Below are 17,670 nucleotides of genomic sequence, written 5' to 3' on the forward strand. Positions count from 1 at the left end.
GAACTACCAGCTGCCGGACGCGCCGCCTCCGCCGCTGCGGCCGCCGCCTCCAGACCAGCTGCTGGAACTGCTCGACGACGAACTCGACGAGGACGACGAACGGGACGACGTGCGTTCGCGGGATGATGAAACCCGGCCACGTGCGCGCTCGCCCGGCAGCATGGTGAACAACCACACGAAGTACAGCAGTACGCCGCACACCCCGGACACGATCATTGCCAGCAGCCGTGGATCGTCACCTTCGGCACGATGGATCGCCAGCAACGCGCCCGCGGTATAGCCGAGGGTCAACAGCACCAGCACCGTCATGCGCACGACGAAGCTGCCGCGGTTCTTCTTCCAGCGTGTGCGGCAGGCCTGCACCAGCAGGAACACCATCAGGGTGAGAACGCCCGCGGCGGCCTGCAGCAGCAGGTGCCGGGCCAGGCTCGGTGGCAGCTGGCCACGAAGCAGCGCCTGCACCAGGAAGACCGCGCCGAGTACCAGCATGCCGCACAGGACGATGCGCACCCCGCGGCTGCGACGCCAGCACCAGCCGAGCAGGGCCGCCACCGGCACGCCCAGCACCATCACGAAGCACAGGCCCGGCAGCAGGTGGCGTGGCAGCAGCAACGCCACGGACAGCGCGCCTGCGGCAACCACCGCTGTCAGCAGCATCGGACGCCCCCAGGCCGGCAAGGTCGGCCAGCTCGGCCTCGGTGCCGACGCATTGGCGGCCAGTGCCTTGCGCCGCCGCTCCCGACGGCTGCCGCTGAAATCGTCCTCGGTCTTCGCCGGCGGGAGGGGCGGCGGCGAGCGCCACAGCCCGGCCAGGAAGCCGGCCAGCAGGGTCAACGCCACCACCGAGTCTGCACGTCGCCAGTCCGCAGGCAGCACGTTGCTGGCCGACGGTTCTTCCCATGCCGGCAGGTCCTCACCCTCGATCAGTGCCACCATGAACGTCGTGCCATCGAGCACGCCCTGGTCGAAATCACCCTCACGGAAGCGCGGCACGATCGCGTTATCGATGATGCGAGCCGCGTACGCGTCCGGTAGCGCACCTTCCAGGCCGTAGCCGGTCTGGATGCGTACGCGGCGGTCCTGTACCGCCACCAGCAGCAGCACACCGTCGTCGACACCGGCGCGACCCAGCTGCCACTGATCGAACACCCGCTGTGCATAGGCCTCGATGCCCTCGCTGCCGACGCTGGGTACCACCAGCACCTGCAGCTGTGCACCTTTCTGCACCTGCAGCTGCAGCGCCTGCCTGCGCAGGGTGGCGCGGGTTTCAGCGGACAGCGCGTTGGCAGTGTCCACCACGGGATCGTCCAGCGCCGGGACCGGGATTGCCGCCAGCGCTGCCATCGGCAGCAGGCACAGCAGCAACAACAGCCACGTCATTGCTGCAGTCCGCTGCCCTGTCCGCAGCAGGCTCACGTACCCTGCCCTGCCTCGATCCGCGCATGCAGCGCCTGCAGCTGTGCCGCCGTCTGGTTGAACACCTGCAGATCGGCATCCACCAGGGCCGCCCAGTCTGGCGCGTGCCCCAGCAGTTGCGCCACCTGCTCGTTCGGCGAGCGATCGAAGCCCTCGCCAAGCACGGCAAGATAGCGCTCACGGAAGCCTTCGGGGTCGCGCTGGTCCTGCACATACAGCTGCACGGCCAGCAGCCCTGCATACAGGTAGTTCACCAGGTAGTTCGGGTCTTCATACATCAAGCGCTTGCCGATCCAGGTGTTGCGCAGCTGCGGGTAGCGTTCCGGTTGCTGGCCGAAGCGCGCCAGCACCTGCCCGGTCAGCGCGTCCAGGTCATCGGCGGTACCCAGCGTGCCGGCGGCAACGCCCTGGTAGATCGACTGCTCCAGCTGCGCCTCCTCGGAAGAGGTGAACAGCTGCAGCACCATGTCGTCCAGCAGCGACTTCAGGTAATAGGCCTTGGCACGCGGGTCCTGTGCCTGCTGGTACAGCTGGTCGCGGAAGCGCAGCTCGTTGTAGATCGCGAACGCCTCGGTCAGCCACTGGCTGCCATTGCGCTGCAGCGGCGACGCATGACCGCGCTGCATCCACTCGCCATGCACGGCATGGCCAGCTTCATGGGCGATCTCGACGTCGCTTTCCAGATCACCACGGCGCACGCCAACGAACAGCATTGCCGGCACACCGGGAGCGCTCACTGGGAACGCGTCCTGGCTGCGGTCACCGCGTTCGGTGGCCAGATCCATACGCCGGTTGGCCGGATCGAGCAGCGCGCGCAGCTCACCGACGTACGCCGGCCCCAGGTGCTGCATGGCATCGGCGGCGTTGTCGCGCAGCTGCGCCAGCGTCAGCACCGGTGGCGTGTAGCCGGCATCGGGCACGGTGGTATCCCAGATCTGCGGCGCGTCGATGCCGGATCGCGCAGCGTGGTGCAGCAGCATCTCCTGGTAGGCGCGGCGGTCCCCCGCGTGCTGTTCGATCGCCACCAGCGTTGCATCCACGACGGCGGTATCCAGACCCATGCGCTGGTAGCCGTGTGCCGGCGCCGAGCCATCGCCCTGCAGGCGCGCGGCGGCATCGTTCACCTGCACCAGGCCCAGCAGCACCGAGGCCATCGGCTCGCGGCGCGAGTGCAGGCCCTGCCAGTAGCCCTTCCAGCCGGCCTCGCGCAGGGCGCGGTCGGGCTGCTGGGCCAGCGCCTGCTTGTCGCGCCCCGTGTCCCAGTGCCGGCCGCCGTGCTCGAGCTGCGGGTACTCGGCGCTGCGCAGGATCTGCCCACGCAGGCGCGCGAAGCTGTCCAGCGCCGGATCGGCCAGTGCCCCCACCGCCTCGTCCAGCGCCGCGTTGGCCGGGGTGGCAGCCTCCTTCAACGCGCGTGCGCGCAGGAAGCCATACGGTGCTGCCCACGCCGCATCTGCGGGCGCCTCGCGCAGTGCGGCGCGACCACTGCGAGCGATGCGGCTGCACAGCCCCGCTGCCTGCTCCATCGCCTGTGCCGGACGCTGATCACGCGCATTGCGGGCGGCCTGCAGGTGCAGGTAGCTGTGATGGCGCAGGCACCGCGCCTCCAGTGCCTCGGCCTGCTGGAAGCGTTCCGCGGGTGCAAGGTTGGACGCCTGCTGCAGGGCCTCGACGCGCTTGCCCAGCGCGTCACGCGCGGTCTGCTCGGCGGTGGCATTGGCGAAGTAGGCGCGGTCATCGGCATGCACCGACTGTGCCTGGGCGCCGCTGAAGGGGGCTATCGCCAATACGGCAGCGACGGCGGCGGCGGTGGTGGTGCGCTTCCTGAAAGCCTGCATCGGCGTCTCCCTGCCTGGACCAGGGATCGAGCCTAGCAGCCACTGGCCCACCGCGCCTGTGCCGGATCAGGCTTCAGATCGACTCGTCCTCACGCTTGACCAGCGTCCAGCACGGTGTCTGCGCAAAGGTGTAGGTCTGCTGGTCACTGCTGTCCGGCGTACGGATCTGCACCTGCCGCTGCCCATCAGCCAGGGGGCTGACCTGCATTTCGCGGCCCTGCCCGGCCAGCGCGGCAGGATCGGGCATCACCGGCCACTCCACATCGGCCAGCGCCAACCGGCTTTCCACCTTGCGCGGTTCCGGCTCGGCCTCCGCGTCGATGTAGCTGTCCAGCAGCGGATCGGCAGTGGCCTTTTCCTGCAGCGCGATCTCGTTGCCGAAATGCTTCAGAAACGTATCGAATTCCGGGTAGGGGCACTCACTGCGTGCAGCCACAGGTGTGGGCTCGGTGGCGGCGGTCGCCGGGGCCGCTGCGGCAGGCACGGCTTCGGCCGCGGTCTGCGGTGGCTGCGGCGCTGGCGTGCAGGCAACCAGCACCACGCCACAGGCGAGCATCAGCACTGCAGCAGAACGGTATCGACACATGGGCTCATCCTGAATCCGGTCCGGTCGCTCCATGCTACCGCGCACCCTACAATTCCGGCATTCCGCCTGTCCGAGAATGCTCATGCATCGCCTCCTGCTCCTGATCGGCCTGCTGCTGCCCGCCCTGTGGCCGGCGGTAGCGAAGGCCGTCGATGTCCACGAAGGCGACCTGCTGTTCGTCACCGCCGGCCACAGCGGCCTCAGTGCGGCCATCGACGATGCCACCGGCAAGCAAGGCACGCCCAGCTTCGATCACGTCGCGCTGGTCGCTTCCGCGCCGAAGGGCTGGGAGGTATTGCATGCAGACGAGAAAGGATCTCGCCGGCAATCGCTGGTTGAATTCCGCCAGGAGGCGCGCGACAAGCAGCGGCAGATCGTGGTCTATCGCCTGCGCGCGCCGCAGCAGGCGGCGATCAAGGATGCGGTCGCCACCGCGCGCACGATGCTGGGCAAGCCGTACAACACGTCGTATGTGTTGAACGAGGACAGCTACTACTGCTCGGACTTCATCGAACGCGCCTTCCGTGCGCACCACGTGTTCGCATTGCAGCCGATGAATTTCCGTAACCCGAAGACCGGGGAGATTTCCCAGCACTGGATTGACCTGTACCGCGGCATGGGCATGGACGTGCCGCAGGATCAGCCCGGCACCAATCCCAACGACATGTCGGCGGCGCCGGTGCTGCAGCGTATCGGCGTGCTGGAATAAGCAAAGCCCCGCACGGGGCGGAGCTTCGCCGGTCACGTTGCACGCGCAACGCGGTCATTCTTCTTCGTCGTGGCCGCCCTGCTGCTGGTTCTGGTTGCGCTTCTGCTGTTCCTGCTGCTGTTGCTGCTGCTGGTCGCGGCCACGGCCCTGCTGCTGATCCTGCTGGTTCTGCTGGCCCTGCTGCTTCTGGTTCGGGTTCTGGTTCTGCTGTGCCATGTCCGATCTCCAAAGCCACTCGCGGAATGCGGTGGACGTGGCCATCGTCTGCAGCGAATGGTTAATCACGCGTGGGGGGGCGGCTACATCTGTGTGTACGCATGTGAATGAACGCGCAGAAGCCCTTGTGGCACAAGCGCCTGAAGGATTCATGCGGGATCGGCATGTGCTCATGCCATCGTCAGCCTGCACGCATTCATGGCGTTCGCAGCCGGAAACACGCGCTGAACCAGGTTGGCTTCCCGGCTCACGCAGGGAAGCCAACCCTGCATTCAGGGCATCACCGGCGGCACATACGCCAGGGTCATGCCCAGCAGCCACAGCAGGCCCAGCACCAGCGGGATGTGCACCAGCAGCTGGATGAAGGTGAAGCCCACGATGTCGCGTGCCTTCAGGCCCAGCACGCCCAGCAGCGGCAGCATCCAGAACGGGTTGATCAGGTTCGGCAGCGCTTCGGCTGCGTTGTAGACCTGCACCGCCCAGCCCAGGTGTGCCTTCAGTTCGTTGGCGGCCTGCATCACGTACGGCGCTTCGATGATCCACTTGCCGCCACCGGAGGGCACGAAGAAGCCCAGCACCGCCGAGTAGACGCCCATCACCAGCGCGAAGGTATCGGTGCTGGCCACGTGCACGAACAGGCTCGACAACCGGTGCGCCAGCGTCTGTCCATCGCCGCCGGCAGCGTGGGTGAGGATCATCGCGATGCCACCGTACAGCGGGAACTGGATCAGCACGCCGGTGGTGCTCGGTACCGCTTTGGCGACCGCATTGAGGAAGCTGCGCGGCCGCCAGTGCAGCAGCAGACCCAGCGAAATGAACATGAAGTTGTAGGTATTGAGGTTGGCGATGGCGGTGACCACCGGCTTGTTGGCGAACTCGTTGAACAGCCAGCCGAACGCCAGCAACGAGAGCAGCACGGTCAGCAGCGGGCTGTATTCCAGCCACTCACCCGGGCGCGTGCGGCGCTGCAGCGGCTCCGGCTCGGCCTGCGCGGCGCCCGGGAAATCCTCAGCGGTACGCGCACTGCCGGCGGCGGGTGCGGTCAGCCAGGCAATCAGCAGCGAGACCAGGATCAGTACCGAGGTCAGCGCGATCGACTGCCACAGGAAGATGGTTTCGGTGAACGGCAATACGCCGGTGATCTCCACCAGCCCCGGCGGCATGCTCGCCGGGTTGGCCTGCAGCTGCGCGGCCGAGGAACTCAGCCCCATCGCCCACACCGCACCCAGGCCGAGATACGCCGACGCACCGGCCGCGCGGTAGTCCATGCGCAGTTCGGTACGGCGGGCCAGCGCACGCACCAGCAGGCCGCCGAACACCAGCGAGAAACCCCAACTGAGCAACGAGGCGAGCATGCTGACCAGGCCCACGTACACCACCGCGCCACGACCGGTGCGCGGCACGCGGGCCAGGAAGTCGATGAAGCGCGCGACCACCGGTGCAGTGGCCACGGCATAGCCACCGATGACCACGAAGGCCATCTGCATGGTGAAGGGGATCAGGCTCCAGAAGCCGTCACCGAAGGCGCTGGCGGTGGCCTGCGGGGTCGAGCCGAAGCCCATCGCGGCCAGCGCGACGATGACCACGCCCAGCACCGCGAACACGTACGCATCGGGGAACCACTTTTCCGCCCAGGCCGCCGAGCGCAGCGCCGCGCGCGCCATCCAGCCGTCCTGTACTGCTGCCGTCGAGGCCATCGCCTACCCTCCCAGGTTCGATGGATCGATTCTGGGCGGTGGGATGCGGGCTGTCAGCCACCTATTGGTCGTAGGTGGCGGGGTCAGAGCCCTTTCCCACAGGAAAAGGGATCCGACCCTGAGGTATCCCCACGTTTTCATGGCAGCAAAGTCATTTGGTCCAAGGCCTTCCCTGGGGGCGAGCGCAGAAGATCAAGCCACCGTGCCGGTGGTCCTAGGGGCCAGCCTCTGACTAGTGCCTCACGCCCAACGCGTGGGGTGGAATAGCGTTTGCGGGTGCTTTTGCTGGGCCAAAGCCAGTGGGCGATGTCTGCCGCTTCACACACCAAGCCGGCCAGCCAGCTGACGAAGGTGGCCAGCGTGCTGATCAGGAGCAGGATCTGCAGCCTGGGCCCTTGCCGGGTCAGACTGTCTTCCAGGGCATGCCCGTAGCGGTGTGATTTGAGATCTCGAAAGGCCAGTTCGATCTGCATCCGGCGGGCATAGAGGTTAACCAACTGTCGAGCGCTGGCCTGACTCAATTCGGGCGCGGCCACGATAAGCCAAGGCTCTCGCTCACGAGCGGCAGCCTTCAGGCTCACCGCCGAACGAGAGGCCTGCTGTGGAGTACGGCGGGTGGATTTTTTGCGGCCCTTACGCGTTTTGGAACACACCACCACGCGGCAGGCCAGCGGCGAGCTGCGGTTGACCAGCGATGGTGGGAGCTCGCGTGGCGCGGTCCTGGCCTTGGCGTGCAGGGTGCGGCTGTCATGCCAGTGTTCCGGGTAGTTGGGAGCCTTCTGAAGTTTGATGCGTGTTGCCCCACGCAGACGCCCCACCCAGTGCCAGCCCAGCGCAGAAACCGCGCGAAACCAAGGGGTCCGGAACCCAGCATCGGTCACCAGAATCGGAGTTACCCCTTCTGGAATAAGCTTGCGCAATTGCTGCAGAAAATGCCTCTCGGCCTCGGCGGAGCCTTGTTCTTTCCCGCGAACAATCGTGTCCAGCAGCGTCAGCGTGCGGCCGCCCACGGGAACCGCCGCGCGAAGCAAGCACCAGCTTTTGTCCGGCTTCAAGTCAGACCAGTCGATGAGGATGACCGGCTGTGGGCCACGTAGCAGCCAGCGAGCCATGTCGGCCTCAATGGCACTGCGTTCGCCATGTAGATGCCGATTTCCCAACAGGCGATCAAACGCCTTGAGGGGAGCTCGTACACGCTCGGCCCCAGGCCACGCTCGAGCGATATCGGTCAAGGTCAACCGTCGCCCAACGATCAGCGCTTGCACCGCGCTGAGAAGGGCCCGCATGCGCAGGACATGCATGGCCGATAGTGAGTTGGGCAAGCACTTCTGCAATACTTGGCTGGCGCGCATGACCGCATTCTTCTTTTGGTTTAGTCACCTTGAAGGCTGCGGCATGCGCGCACTTGTTTCCAGAGCCTGATGCGTAAGCCATTGCTCTGTCTGAGGAAAACGTGGGGATACCTCAGGATCCGACCCCGGGCAATCAACGCAGCGCCAGATCCACGGCAATGCCGGCGAACAGCGCGGCGCCCACCCAGTTGTTGTGCAGGAACGCCTTGAAGCACGGGCCGCGCTCGCGGTTTCGGCAGATCCAGAACTCGTACACCACCAGAACGGTGGCCACCGCCACGCCGGCCAGGTAGTACCCACCCAGCCCGCCGCGCACGCCGACCAGCGCCATGGTGGCCAGGAACAGCGCGTACAGCACGCCCTGGATGACCAGATCGAGATCGCCGAACAGGATCGCGGTGGAGTGCGAGCCCATCTTCAGGTCGTCCTCGCGGTCGACCATGGCATACCAGGTGTCGTAGGCGGTGGACCACAGGATGTTGCCGGCATACAGCAGCCAGCCCAGCATCGGTACCTCGCCCTGCACCGCAGCGAAGGCCATCGGGATGCCCCAGCCGAACGACATGCCCAGGTAGACCTGCGGCAGGTGGGTGTAGCGCTTCAGGTAGGGGTAGCTGGCGGCCAGGAACACGCCGATGAAGCTGAGGCCGATGGTCAGCCCGTTCAGGGTCAGCACCAGGCCGAACGCCACCAGCATCAGCACCGCGAACAGTGCCAGCGCAGCGCGGCCACTGATCGCACCGGTGGCCAGTGGACGCGCCTTGGTGCGTTCCACATGCGGGTCGAGCCAGCGGTCGGCGTAGTCGTTGATGACGCAACCGGCCGAGCGGGTCAGCCACACGCCGGCGGTGAACACGAACAGCGTCCACAGCGGCGGCAGGCCGCCTGCGGCCAGCCACAACGCCCACCAGGTGGGCCACAGCAGCAGCAACGTGCCGATCGGGCGATCAGCGCGCATCAGACTCCAGTAATGCCGCCAACGCGGCGTCGCCGGCGACTGCGGCGAAGTGAGGGGGGTATCAGCCATGGCGATAGGATACTCCTGCGCTGGAAGGACTGCGGCGCGGCCCTGGAAAAGACAGAGCCCGATGCGCCTGCGCGCACCGGGCCCCGGTGTCCTACCCTGCGAAGTGGTCAGGCCTTCTCGTCGGACTTGTACTCGTAATAGCCGTAGCTGTAATAGCCGGTGGCACGTTTCTCGACCGCGTTGAAGATCGCGCCCTTGATCTGCACGCCATTCTGCTCGAAGCGCTGCAGCGTCAGCTCGATTTCCTTGGCCTGGTTCACGCCGAAACGGGTGACCAGCAGGCTCGAGCCGGCATGAGTGGCGACCAGCGCCGGGTCGGTTACGGCCAGGATCGGCGGGGTATCGACGATCACCAGATCGTACTTGCCGGACATTTCCTGCAGCAGCTGCGCGAAACGCGGGTGCATCAGCAGTTCGGCGGGATTCGGCGGAATGTCACCACGCACCATGTAGTGCATGTGATCCAGGCCAGGTACAGGATGGATCACGTCCTCGACAGTGAGCTTGCCACCTAGAACGTCCGACAGGCCCTTCTGGTGCGACACACCCAGGATCTTGTGCAGGGTGCCCTTGCGCATGTCGGCATCGATGACCAGCACACGCTGACCCGCCTGCGCGATGACCGCGGCCAGATTGGTGGACACGAAGGTCTTGCCCACGCCCGGGCGCGGGCCCGAGATGGTCAGGATGTTGTTCTTCGCTTCCAGCATCGCGAAGTGCAGGCTGGTACGCAGGCTGCGCAGTGCCTCCACAGTCGGGTCGGCTGGCGCGGATACCGCCAGCAAGTGCTGGCGACCGTCGGCCACCACGCGTGTACCATGCTTGCCCTTGCGCAGCTTGGGCAGCGTGTTGGACACGCTGAGTGGGATGGCGGCATAGACCGGCAGGCCCAGAGCTTCGATTTCGGCGGGGTCTTCGATGCCGGGGTTCAGCATGCGCTGGAGGAAGACGAAGGCGACCGAGAGGAATGCGCCGAGAAGCGTGGCGATGGCGACGATAAGCGCCTTGCGGGGAGCAACCGGATTGGCGATATCGACGATGGCCGGGTCAACGATTCGGACGTTGCCCACGGCACCCGCACGCGCCACGTCCAGCTGCTGCGCCTGGTTAAGCAGCGCCGTGTAGAGCTCGTTGCTGACCTGCAGGTCACGCGTCAGGCGCAGCAGTTCCTGCTGGGTTTCCGGCAGGTCACCGACCTGCTTCTGGAAGCCGCCCTTGCGGGCTTCCAGATCACCAATCTGCTTCAGCAGCGCACGATAGGCCGGATGCTCGCGCGTGAAGCTGCGATCCATCTCAGCCTGCTTCAGGCGCAGCTGCTGGATGCTGGCCTCGACGGCCACTTCCTGTTCCAGCAGCCCCTTGGTCTGCATGGTGATGTCGACTGACTTGGAGCGGGACTGATAAGCGCTCATGGCAGCCTGCGCCTGCTCCACCTGGCGACGGATGGTTGGCAGCTGGTCCTTCACGAACTGCAGCTGGGAGGCTGCTTCGGCCGAGCTGCGATCAACGTTCTGGCGGACGTAGGCGTCGGCTACGTGCTGGACGAGGGCCTCGGCGCGCAGCGGATCAGTGTCCCGGTAGGTCAACAGCAGAATGCCGGAATCCTTGCCCTGCTCGGAAGCCAACAATTCCGTCTGCAGCAGGGCCACTACGTCCAATCGACGCAGCCGGGTCACCTTGAACTGCATACCCGGGTTGGCGCGCAGCGAGTCCACTTCCAGAGTTACGCCTCTGCCCTTGGCCTGGGAGCCGACCTGACCACGCAGCAGCTCATCGCCCTCTTCATCGAACAGGACGAAATCCTTGCCGGTATCGCCAACCTCCAGCAAGAGCGTCGTGTCGATCAGAGTCGCAGGAACGTCCAGTCGCTGGATACCCAAGACCTCCCCACCCCAGCCGTAGCGGGCCATGCCCAGCTTGGGTGCGGCAACGTCGCCTTCATTTTCGGGCTTGAAGCGTCGCTCGATGAAATTTCCGAACAGCGGGAATCGCTTCGGCTCAATCTGGACTTCCAAGTTGAGCTGATCGACGGCCGTACCGATTACGGTGCGCGAGGTCAGCAAGGCCACCTCAGTGGTCGAAGCCGTGCTGCCGCTTCCACCCAACGATGCAAGGTCTGCAAGCCCCGGAATGCTGGGCATCTTCGACTCGACCTGAACCAGCGCCTGCGCCTGATAGATGGGGGCAGCAAGGATCGCGTACAGGGCACCAACAACCATGAAGACCGCGACCGACCCTGCTACCAGCCATTTGCGGTCCAGCAGTGCACCCAGCAGATCTCGCAGGTCGATCTCATCTTCCTTGACAACTCGGGATTCCGATTGCTTCGTCATCGCTTCCACTTCAGTTCAAGAGCAGCGGCATTGGCACCGTCTGCCTGTTGGGTACTCCAGCCTTCGAAGGCTTCGGCTCACACCTGGGGCAACGGTGAGCAACGGGCTTCCACAGCCTGCACACGCCATTGATCGACCATTCGCACGCTTCCCAGAGCCCAGGCGCTCCCCTGCCTAGCCGGTCAGTCTACCCCATTAGGGTACGACGGCGAACCGCAAGCCTCTCGAAAGTGCGCGAGGTGCCACGTGAACGAACATGCCGGTCCTGCCTCGGAGCAAGCAAAAAGCCCAGCCCGCTGCGGTTTCCATGCCACTGACCTCCGACTGGCCTGGCGAAAACCTGAACAGCCACGGTCGACAGTCGGGCGGCTCGCCACAGACGCGCCGGCGGGCAACAGCCACCCATGGCAAGCCCGCCGGACGTGCGACGTGTAGTAGGATTCGCGCCTCCAAAAGTTCTCGCCCCGAGCAGAAGGCATCCCGCTGCCTCTGATTGCCATCGCAGAACAAACTGAATTCTGAATGTGCACAGTAAGAACACCCGCGATGAGGTGCCCTTCAACACCCGGCTCGCCCCGGCCCGTTTTTACCAAGAGTTGATACAAAAGGAATTGAAATGAAAATCGCCGTGGTTGGCACGGGTTACGTTGGACTCTCCAACGCTGTGCTGTTGGCACAGAATCATGAAGTTGTGGCGGTCGACATCGATGCCGATCGTGTGGCGCTGATCAATGCCCGACGCAGCCCCATCGAGGACCGTGAGATTGAAAGCTACCTCGCCACGGGTACGCTCAATCTCACTGCAACGGCAGATGCTCGACAAGCCTACGAGGATACCGAGTTCGTAATCATTGCAACTCCAACCGATTACGACACCGAAACCAATTACTTCGATACCAGTTCAGTTGAATCGGTGATCGCAGACGTCATGGCCGCTAATTCCAATGCGGTCATGGTTGTTAAGTCAACGATTCCCGTCGGCTGCATTGATGCGCTGCGACTGAAGACCGGCAGCGACAAGATTATTTTCTCGCCAGAGTTCCTGCGGGAAGGGAAGGCACTGCATGACAACCTGTATCCCAGCCGTATCATCGTCGGCGAGCGTTCGGAGCGCGCCAGTGTCTTCGCCGAACTCCTGAAAGAAGGCGCCATCCGCAAGGATATGCCGATCCTGTTCACGGATCCGACCGAAGCGGAAGCAATCAAGCTTTTTGCCAACACATTCCTCGCAATGCGCGTCGCGTATTTCAACGAACTTGATACCTACGCAGCAAGCCACAACTTGGATACACGGCAGATCATCGAGGGTGTCGGCATGGACCCCAGGATTGGCAATCACTACAACAATCCCTCGTTCGGCTATGGCGGATACTGCCTCCCCAAGGATACGAAGCAGCTCCTCGCAAACTACAGCAACGTTCCGCAGAACCTCATCCACGCGATCGTGGAGGCGAACCGGACGCGCAAGGACTTCATCGCAGACGAAGTGATAAAGCGGAAGCCCAATGTAGTCGGCATCTACAGGCTGATCATGAAGGCGGGATCGGATAACTTCCGCGCCTCTGCGATACAGGGAGTAATGAAGAGGATCAAGGCGAGGGGCATTCGGGTCATTCTCCACGAACCTACAATCAAGGGCGGCGATTTCTTCAATTCGGCGGTGGTCAACGACCTTGCCGCATTCAAGAGCGAGTCTGACGTCATTATTGCAAACCGCGTTGACCAGCAACTGGAAGATGTTCTGCACAAGGTTTACACGCGCGATATTTTCAATAATGACTGATTAGAGAGAAGCCCTGAAGCAGCCATGGCCAGTTCTGAGAAACTGAAAAAAATAACCTATGTCGCGAACCTGTTTCCCTCCAGGAAAAATCCGTCATTCGGGACATTCGTCAAGAACTCCAGCGACGATCTGGCCAAGCGAGGCTGGCAGACCGAAACCATCGTGCTGCCGGAATTTGGCAGTGGACTCAAAGGCTACGCCCTGTTCTATGCCAGCGCCTTCACGAAGCTGCTGAAACAGCGACACCCGGTGTACGTACACTACGTAAGTCATTCCGCTCCACCTGTGATCCTTGCAAAGTTGTTCAACTGGAAGCTCCCGATCATCCTTCATTACCACGGTAGCGACGGGTTCCCAGAGTCGTCCGAAGGCCTGGCACGTAGAGCCCTCAAGCGTCTGGTCTGCAACACTGCCAATCTTCTGGCCTCTGTTGTCATTGCGCCAAGCAACGGATTTCTCGCACGCCTCCGTTCCAGCTATTCACTTGAGGGCAAGCACTCCTTCGTCAGCCCTTCGGGCGGAGTAGACACAGATGTCTTCCACGACACGGCCTCCGAACCGCGCTCGCTGGACTTGGCCTTTGCAGGTCGAATGATTGCGGGAAAGGGCGGAATGGAAGCGGCACACATCTCACTGCAGGTGCTGCGTACCCGTGCCGACTCCACTGCATTGTTCGTCGGCGCAGGACCGGAGCGAGAGCAGATGCAGCTACTACTTGCCGAATACATTGCTTCGGGCCGCGTTAGGTTTCTCCCTGCCCTGCCACAAGCGGAACTGGCACAGGTTTACAGAACGGCAAGGGTCTTCCTCTTTCCCTCCACAAGAAAGGGTGAATCACTTGGCTTGACCTGGGTCGAGGCCGCCATGTGTGGAGCGCTACCGCTGGTACTTCGCAATGGCATTACAGAGAATCTGCTTCCGCCAGAAATGAGCCAGCAGCTATCGGCACAGGGTGTGGACATGCTGGCCGAACGTACACTGTATTTCCTTGCGGATGGCGCAGCCCGTGATGATGCCGTCGCAACCATTCAATCGACACTGGCCATGGACTACAGCTCCGACGAAGTGAGTTCAAAGCTGGACGCGTTCCTGACAGATGCCTTCCAAACAACCGGAGCAATGAATTGAAGAAGCGAGCAATCGCAGCAGCGTCATTTGGAGGGCACTGGGTTCAGCTGCTTCGCATGAGACCGCTGTTTGACAGGTATGACACGACCTATGTCTCGACCCGTGCCGAACTACAAACCATGGTCGACGGACAGAAGTTCCGGGTCGTGAACGACGCCGCCGCGGAATCAAAGCTGAAACTGCTGATTACGTTCGCACGAGCGCTCTGGATCGTGCTTCGCGTCCGTCCCCATGTGATCGTCTCGACCGGCGCTGCGCCTGGATTCGCTCTGCTGTTCTGGGGCCACATACTGGGCGCAAAGACCGTTTGGGTGGACAGCATCGCAAATGCCGAAGAGATGTCGCGGAGCGGCCGGCTCGCAAAGCGCTTTGCCACACTGTGGCTTTCTCAATGGGAGGATGTCGCCAGCCGCGCGGGCGCCCAGTACATGGGGCGGGTCATATGATTCTGGTGACAGTGGGGACGCAGTTTGGCTTTGATCGACTCATCCAGTGGATGGATCTGTGGGCAGTCGCACATCCCGATGTAGACGTGTTCGCCCAGATCGGCGAGGGCGATTTCCAGCCTGCCCATATGCGCTGGACCAGGGAGATCTCGCCAATGGAATTTCCATCGGTGATATCGACGGCGTCCGTGATCGTCTCGCATGCAGGCATGGGAACAATCATTTCCGCCAATCTCTCATCCAAGACAATCATCATCGTTCCCCGGCGCGCGGGCCTTGGCGAGCACAGGAACGAGCACCAGCTCGCCACTGCGCGCCGTTTCAGTGACCTGCCAGGATGCCGCGTGGCCGAGACCCAGGAACAGCTTGACGCCCACCTGGCCAATCTGGATTCATCCGTCTCAGCCTCGATGGGTGCCGCAGCAGGGGACCTCAGCCAGAGGATTTTCGAATTCCTCGAGCGGGAGCCTTCCGCTTGAAGTCATCAATGCTCTCCAGACTGCTCGGAATTTCGGGAATGCGCGGCGTAGGCGCCGTTTTCACATTCCTGGTCAGCCTTCTTGTTGGCAGATTGCTGGATATCGACGATGCGGGTCGCGTCCTCTGGGCCATAGCGGCGACATCGCTCCTCGCTGTTTTCGCCAGAGCCGGCCTCGACAAGGCGTTCATGAAGCTGGGCGCGGTCGAGTCACGTAGTACGGATGCACGAAGCGCAGCCGGCTTGGTAATTGCCGCGTATGGACTGCGCATCGTCGTCGGTGCTGTCGCGCTCGCCATTCTGCTTGTGGCATACGGTGCCTGGCTCGATTCGACCATGCACTGGGATGCAAATCTTCTGTGCCTTGCAATCCTGTCCATCGCCATTGCAGGTATCGCGCTCGCCAACGCTGCTGGCACTGCTGCGATAGGCAGCGGTGCCGCAGTCCACGGAACCGCGACCATCTCCGTACTGCCATCAGCCATCGCCTTGGCCGCGTTGGCAATCCTGCTTTTTCCTCTGGCGTACGCACCTTCCGCGCTCATCTTCTCCATCGCCTACACGGGCGGCTGGCTGCTTGCGGCTGCATTCGCCATCCTGACCCTGAGGCCCCCAGCTTCGGGCCCGAAAAGCGCCAAGGTGAGAATTGCGGAAGGTGAAACCCGACCGTTTGCGGTCATTGGCATGTCCAATACGCTCGAACAATGGCTTCCAACCTTCATCGCGGGCATTTTTCTCTCCTCAGCGGATGCCGCAGGCTTTGCGCTGAGCGCGCGCCTGGTCGCGATAATCCAGCTTCTGATGGTATCCGCCACATCGGTTTATGCACGCACATATGCCACAACCAGCATCAAGGATCTGCGGGGCGTTGCAGCAAGTGCCTCGCGAAGCATTTCCCTTATCGGCCTGCCGGCAATCATTTTGCTTTTCATATTTGCACCCCAAGCACTGTCAATATTCGGGCCCGAATACTCGCAATCCAGCACCATCTTGCGGATACTGCTGCTCGGCCAAGCCGCAAACATGGCAATGGGTACCTTCTCGGTTGCACTTATCATGCACAATCAGGTATCACGTGTTGCCGGAATATTCGCCGCCAGCTCTGCAATCCAGCTGGCAGTGGCGCTGACAGCCGCCTACATTGGATCCGCCACCCTGCTCGCCGCATCATCGGTGGCAGCTGTATTGATCCATACCACTGCCTGCGCATTCACGGTTGCGCGGATAACCCGAAGCATGGGTTTGAACCAGACCGGCACTAGTGGATCTGAACGCGGTACCGAAAAGTGAGCATGGATGCACCGGGTCGACAGAACAATGATTAACAGCCGAATCACCGCAGATTCGCCCGGCCGATCAGCCTGGCAGACGACCAATTCAGTTCCGGCGATCGTGGCGCAGTTGATACTGCTGCTTACGCCGTTCCTGATCGTTGTGGACACCATGAACGGCGCCCTCATGCGAGGAATTGGCATTTCCGGGCTGTCTCAGGCATTCAAGGTCGCGTACCTGCTGCTGCTGTTCATATACAGCGCACGGACCAGATCTGGATTGCTGACGATCTGCGCCTGTTTGCTGAGCAACATCATTTTCGTTGCCATCCATATCATCCCGAATGGCACCTTGGAGGCGCTCACCTCGGATGTCCAGTGGCTGCTCAGGTTCAACATCGTCTGGCTGGGATACCACGTTTTCAAGCAACTCCTGGACCGTGGCCGAATCGGTCTATCGTGGATCTACAAGTGCATCGCCTTCGTGTCAGCCGTACTCTTCATCAACCTGATGCTTGGCACTCTCGGTTTTGGCTACTCGCAGTATGGCAAGTACAGTGATTCCGAGCAAATCGGGGCCGTCGGCTTCATCTATGCCGGCAATGAGATGTCATTCCTTCTACTGCTGTGTCAGGTTGTCCTGTGCGGAATTACCTATCACAGCCAGAACCGATCAAGCATGGTGAAGTACCTTCTGATCTGTGCGGTTTTCTTTGTGGCGTCCGTTCTCAAAGCAACCAAGGCCGCCATGCTGGGGTCTCTGATCATTTCCTTTGCATTCCCCGCAATCGAGTTCGCCAGAGGACTTCTTACCTTCAAGATGTCGTCCCTGAAGGCGCTTGCGATAGGCGTATTCTCTGCAATCATTGCCATTGCAGCTGCGCCATTCGCTATTTCCCTGATCGAACGCACCGGGCTGCTGGCGCGTATGGAGTACTTCTTCGACGAATTTGGTCTTTTGTTCGTCATCTTCAGCGGAAGAGACCAGTTTGCCCGGGATTTCCTCGATAACGTGTGGGCCGACTACACCATTGTAGAATCGCTGTTCGGACCCGGCCGGCACGAGATGCTTGTTCGGTTGGGGCACCCCGTTGAGATCGATGTTCTGGACATCCTCGGCGGATTTGGAATCACAGGCCTCGTGATCTACTACCTGCCCTATCTTGCGCTCTTCTTTAAATCCACCACTGCACTATTGAGGAAGAGTCCAGCCCTTTCCACTGGCCTGGTTTTTTCCACCATACTACTGGCGGTCAGTGTCACTGCAGGACACGTCATCTATAGCGGACTTGCGGCACCTTACATGGCAATGTGCATGGGGTTTTTCGCCTGGTGGCGCACACCAGACTTCAACGTAGCGGCGCGGTGACGCCCATTGGGCACTGAAGAC

At 62.5% G+C, this 17,670-nt stretch carries 15 protein-coding genes; 7 read left to right on the forward strand and 8 right to left on the reverse strand.

Features of this window, described 5'->3' with window-relative positions; genetic code table 11:
• Nucleotides 1-3 precede the first annotated feature (3 nt).
• From ACJ7C5_RS10335 to ACJ7C5_RS10345, 3 genes are all read right to left on the reverse strand, one after another.
• The gene (locus ACJ7C5_RS10335; RefSeq protein ID WP_412703821.1) at nucleotides 4-1,380 is read right to left on the reverse strand and encodes a TPM domain-containing protein; all 1,377 of its coding nucleotides are present in this window, start codon (nucleotides 1,378-1,380) and stop codon (nucleotides 4-6) included.
• Nucleotides 1,381-1,412: 32 nt separating this feature from the next.
• Nucleotides 1,413-3,254, reverse strand: coding sequence for a M3 family metallopeptidase (locus ACJ7C5_RS10340; protein ID WP_412703822.1), 1,842 nt, complete (start codon nucleotides 3,252-3,254; stop codon nucleotides 1,413-1,415).
• Nucleotides 3,255-3,327: 73 nt separating this feature from the next.
• Nucleotides 3,328-3,840, reverse strand: a complete 513-nt coding sequence (locus ACJ7C5_RS10345; protein ID WP_094001261.1) for a hypothetical protein — start codon at nucleotides 3,838-3,840, stop codon at nucleotides 3,328-3,330.
• A gap of 82 nt (nucleotides 3,841-3,922) precedes the next feature.
• Here ACJ7C5_RS10345 and ACJ7C5_RS10350 point away from each other — a divergent pair, with 82 nt between their 5' ends.
• Entirely contained in the window at nucleotides 3,923-4,549 is a 627-nt protein-coding gene (locus ACJ7C5_RS10350; RefSeq protein WP_412703823.1) for a YiiX/YebB-like N1pC/P60 family cysteine hydrolase, read from the forward strand.
• Nucleotides 4,550-4,603: 54 nt separating this feature from the next.
• Here the strand turns inward: ACJ7C5_RS10350 and ACJ7C5_RS10355 are convergent, their stop codons facing one another.
• From ACJ7C5_RS10355 to ACJ7C5_RS10375, 5 genes are all read right to left on the reverse strand, one after another.
• A complete protein-coding gene (locus ACJ7C5_RS10355; RefSeq protein WP_010482135.1) occupies nucleotides 4,604-4,765 on the reverse strand; it encodes a hypothetical protein in 162 nt (53 codons plus the stop codon).
• A 272-nt stretch (nucleotides 4,766-5,037) separates the two neighbouring features.
• Complete coding sequence (locus ACJ7C5_RS10360; RefSeq protein ID WP_176510700.1) at nucleotides 5,038-6,462, reverse strand: short-chain fatty acid transporter; 1,425 nt, start codon at nucleotides 6,460-6,462, stop codon at nucleotides 5,038-5,040.
• A gap of 137 nt (nucleotides 6,463-6,599) precedes the next feature.
• Nucleotides 6,600-7,814: an IS4 family transposase gene (locus tag ACJ7C5_RS10365; protein WP_412703824.1), complete on the reverse strand. Its 1,215-nt coding sequence runs from the start codon at nucleotides 7,812-7,814 to the stop codon at nucleotides 6,600-6,602.
• 133 nt (nucleotides 7,815-7,947) lie between these two features.
• Nucleotides 7,948-8,841, reverse strand: coding sequence for a 4-hydroxybenzoate octaprenyltransferase (gene ubiA / locus ACJ7C5_RS10370; protein ID WP_049461703.1), 894 nt, complete (start codon nucleotides 8,839-8,841; stop codon nucleotides 7,948-7,950).
• Between the two features lie 107 nt (nucleotides 8,842-8,948).
• Nucleotides 8,949-11,174 carry a polysaccharide biosynthesis tyrosine autokinase gene (locus ACJ7C5_RS10375; protein WP_412703825.1) on the reverse strand — a complete coding sequence of 742 codons (2,226 nt, stop codon included), beginning with the start codon at nucleotides 11,172-11,174 and terminating at the stop codon, nucleotides 8,949-8,951.
• 616 nt (nucleotides 11,175-11,790) lie between these two features.
• Here ACJ7C5_RS10375 and ACJ7C5_RS10380 point away from each other — a divergent pair.
• The 6 genes from ACJ7C5_RS10380 to ACJ7C5_RS10405 are packed head-to-tail and all read left to right on the forward strand — an operon-like array spanning nucleotide 11,791 to nucleotide 17,649.
• Complete coding sequence (locus tag ACJ7C5_RS10380; RefSeq protein ID WP_412703826.1) at nucleotides 11,791-12,957, forward strand: nucleotide sugar dehydrogenase; 1,167 nt, start codon at nucleotides 11,791-11,793, stop codon at nucleotides 12,955-12,957.
• Nucleotides 12,958-12,981: 24 nt separating this feature from the next.
• A complete protein-coding gene (locus ACJ7C5_RS10385) occupies nucleotides 12,982-14,085 on the forward strand; it encodes a glycosyltransferase family 4 protein (protein ID WP_412703827.1) in 1,104 nt (367 codons plus the stop codon).
• Between the two features lie 56 nt (nucleotides 14,086-14,141).
• A complete protein-coding gene (locus ACJ7C5_RS10390) occupies nucleotides 14,142-14,531 on the forward strand; it encodes a glycosyltransferase family protein (RefSeq protein ID WP_019336798.1) in 390 nt (129 codons plus the stop codon).
• The gene (locus ACJ7C5_RS10395) at nucleotides 14,528-15,010 is read left to right on the forward strand and encodes a glycosyltransferase (RefSeq protein ID WP_412703828.1); all 483 of its coding nucleotides are present in this window, start codon (nucleotides 14,528-14,530) and stop codon (nucleotides 15,008-15,010) included. The genes ACJ7C5_RS10390 and ACJ7C5_RS10395 overlap by 4 nt, the downstream gene beginning before the upstream one ends.
• An 8-nt stretch (nucleotides 15,011-15,018) precedes the next feature.
• A complete protein-coding gene (locus tag ACJ7C5_RS10400) occupies nucleotides 15,019-16,299 on the forward strand; it encodes a lipopolysaccharide biosynthesis protein (RefSeq protein ID WP_412703829.1) in 1,281 nt (426 codons plus the stop codon).
• Nucleotides 16,300-16,305: 6 nt separating this feature from the next.
• On the forward strand, nucleotides 16,306-17,649 hold the full coding sequence (locus tag ACJ7C5_RS10405) for an O-antigen ligase family protein (protein WP_412703830.1): 1,344 nt from the start codon (nucleotides 16,306-16,308) through the stop codon (nucleotides 17,647-17,649).
• Nucleotides 17,650-17,670 lie beyond the last annotated feature (21 nt).

The organism is Nocardiopsis yanglingensis (assembly GCF_045809185.1).
GTDB classification, from domain to species: Bacteria; Pseudomonadota; Gammaproteobacteria; order Xanthomonadales; family Xanthomonadaceae; genus Stenotrophomonas; species Stenotrophomonas yanglingensis.

Excerpts from the sequence above, each read along its gene's own strand:
- ACJ7C5_RS10350 (WP_412703823.1), top strand. The coding sequence starts at position 3,923 with ATGCATCGCCTCCTGCTCCTGATCGGCCTGCTGCTGCCCGCCCTGTGG.
- ACJ7C5_RS10380 (WP_412703826.1), top strand. The coding sequence starts at position 11,791 with ATGAAAATCGCCGTGGTTGGCACGGGTTACGTTGGACTCTCCAACGCT.
- ACJ7C5_RS10365 (WP_412703824.1), bottom strand. The coding sequence starts at position 7,814 with ATGCGCGCCAGCCAAGTATTGCAGAAGTGCTTGCCCAACTCACTATCG.
- ACJ7C5_RS10385 (WP_412703827.1), top strand. The coding sequence starts at position 12,982 with ATGGCCAGTTCTGAGAAACTGAAAAAAATAACCTATGTCGCGAACCTG.
- ACJ7C5_RS10395 (WP_412703828.1), top strand. The coding sequence starts at position 14,528 with ATGATTCTGGTGACAGTGGGGACGCAGTTTGGCTTTGATCGACTCATC.
- ubiA (WP_049461703.1), bottom strand. The coding sequence starts at position 8,841 with ATGGCTGATACCCCCCTCACTTCGCCGCAGTCGCCGGCGACGCCGCGT.
- ACJ7C5_RS10375 (WP_412703825.1), bottom strand. The coding sequence starts at position 11,174 with ATGACGAAGCAATCGGAATCCCGAGTTGTCAAGGAAGATGAGATCGAC.
- ACJ7C5_RS10400 (WP_412703829.1), top strand. The coding sequence starts at position 15,019 with ATGCTCTCCAGACTGCTCGGAATTTCGGGAATGCGCGGCGTAGGCGCC.
- ACJ7C5_RS10360 (WP_176510700.1), bottom strand. The coding sequence starts at position 6,462 with ATGGCCTCGACGGCAGCAGTACAGGACGGCTGGATGGCGCGCGCGGCG.
- ACJ7C5_RS10390 (WP_019336798.1), top strand. The coding sequence starts at position 14,142 with ATGAGACCGCTGTTTGACAGGTATGACACGACCTATGTCTCGACCCGT.
- ACJ7C5_RS10335 (WP_412703821.1), bottom strand. The coding sequence starts at position 1,380 with ATGACGTGGCTGTTGTTGCTGCTGTGCCTGCTGCCGATGGCAGCGCTG.
- ACJ7C5_RS10340 (WP_412703822.1), bottom strand. The coding sequence starts at position 3,254 with ATGCAGGCTTTCAGGAAGCGCACCACCACCGCCGCCGCCGTCGCTGCC.
- ACJ7C5_RS10405 (WP_412703830.1), top strand. The coding sequence starts at position 16,306 with ATGCACCGGGTCGACAGAACAATGATTAACAGCCGAATCACCGCAGAT.
- ACJ7C5_RS10355 (WP_010482135.1), bottom strand. The coding sequence starts at position 4,765 with ATGGCACAGCAGAACCAGAACCCGAACCAGAAGCAGCAGGGCCAGCAG.
- ACJ7C5_RS10345 (WP_094001261.1), bottom strand. The coding sequence starts at position 3,840 with ATGTGTCGATACCGTTCTGCTGCAGTGCTGATGCTCGCCTGTGGCGTG.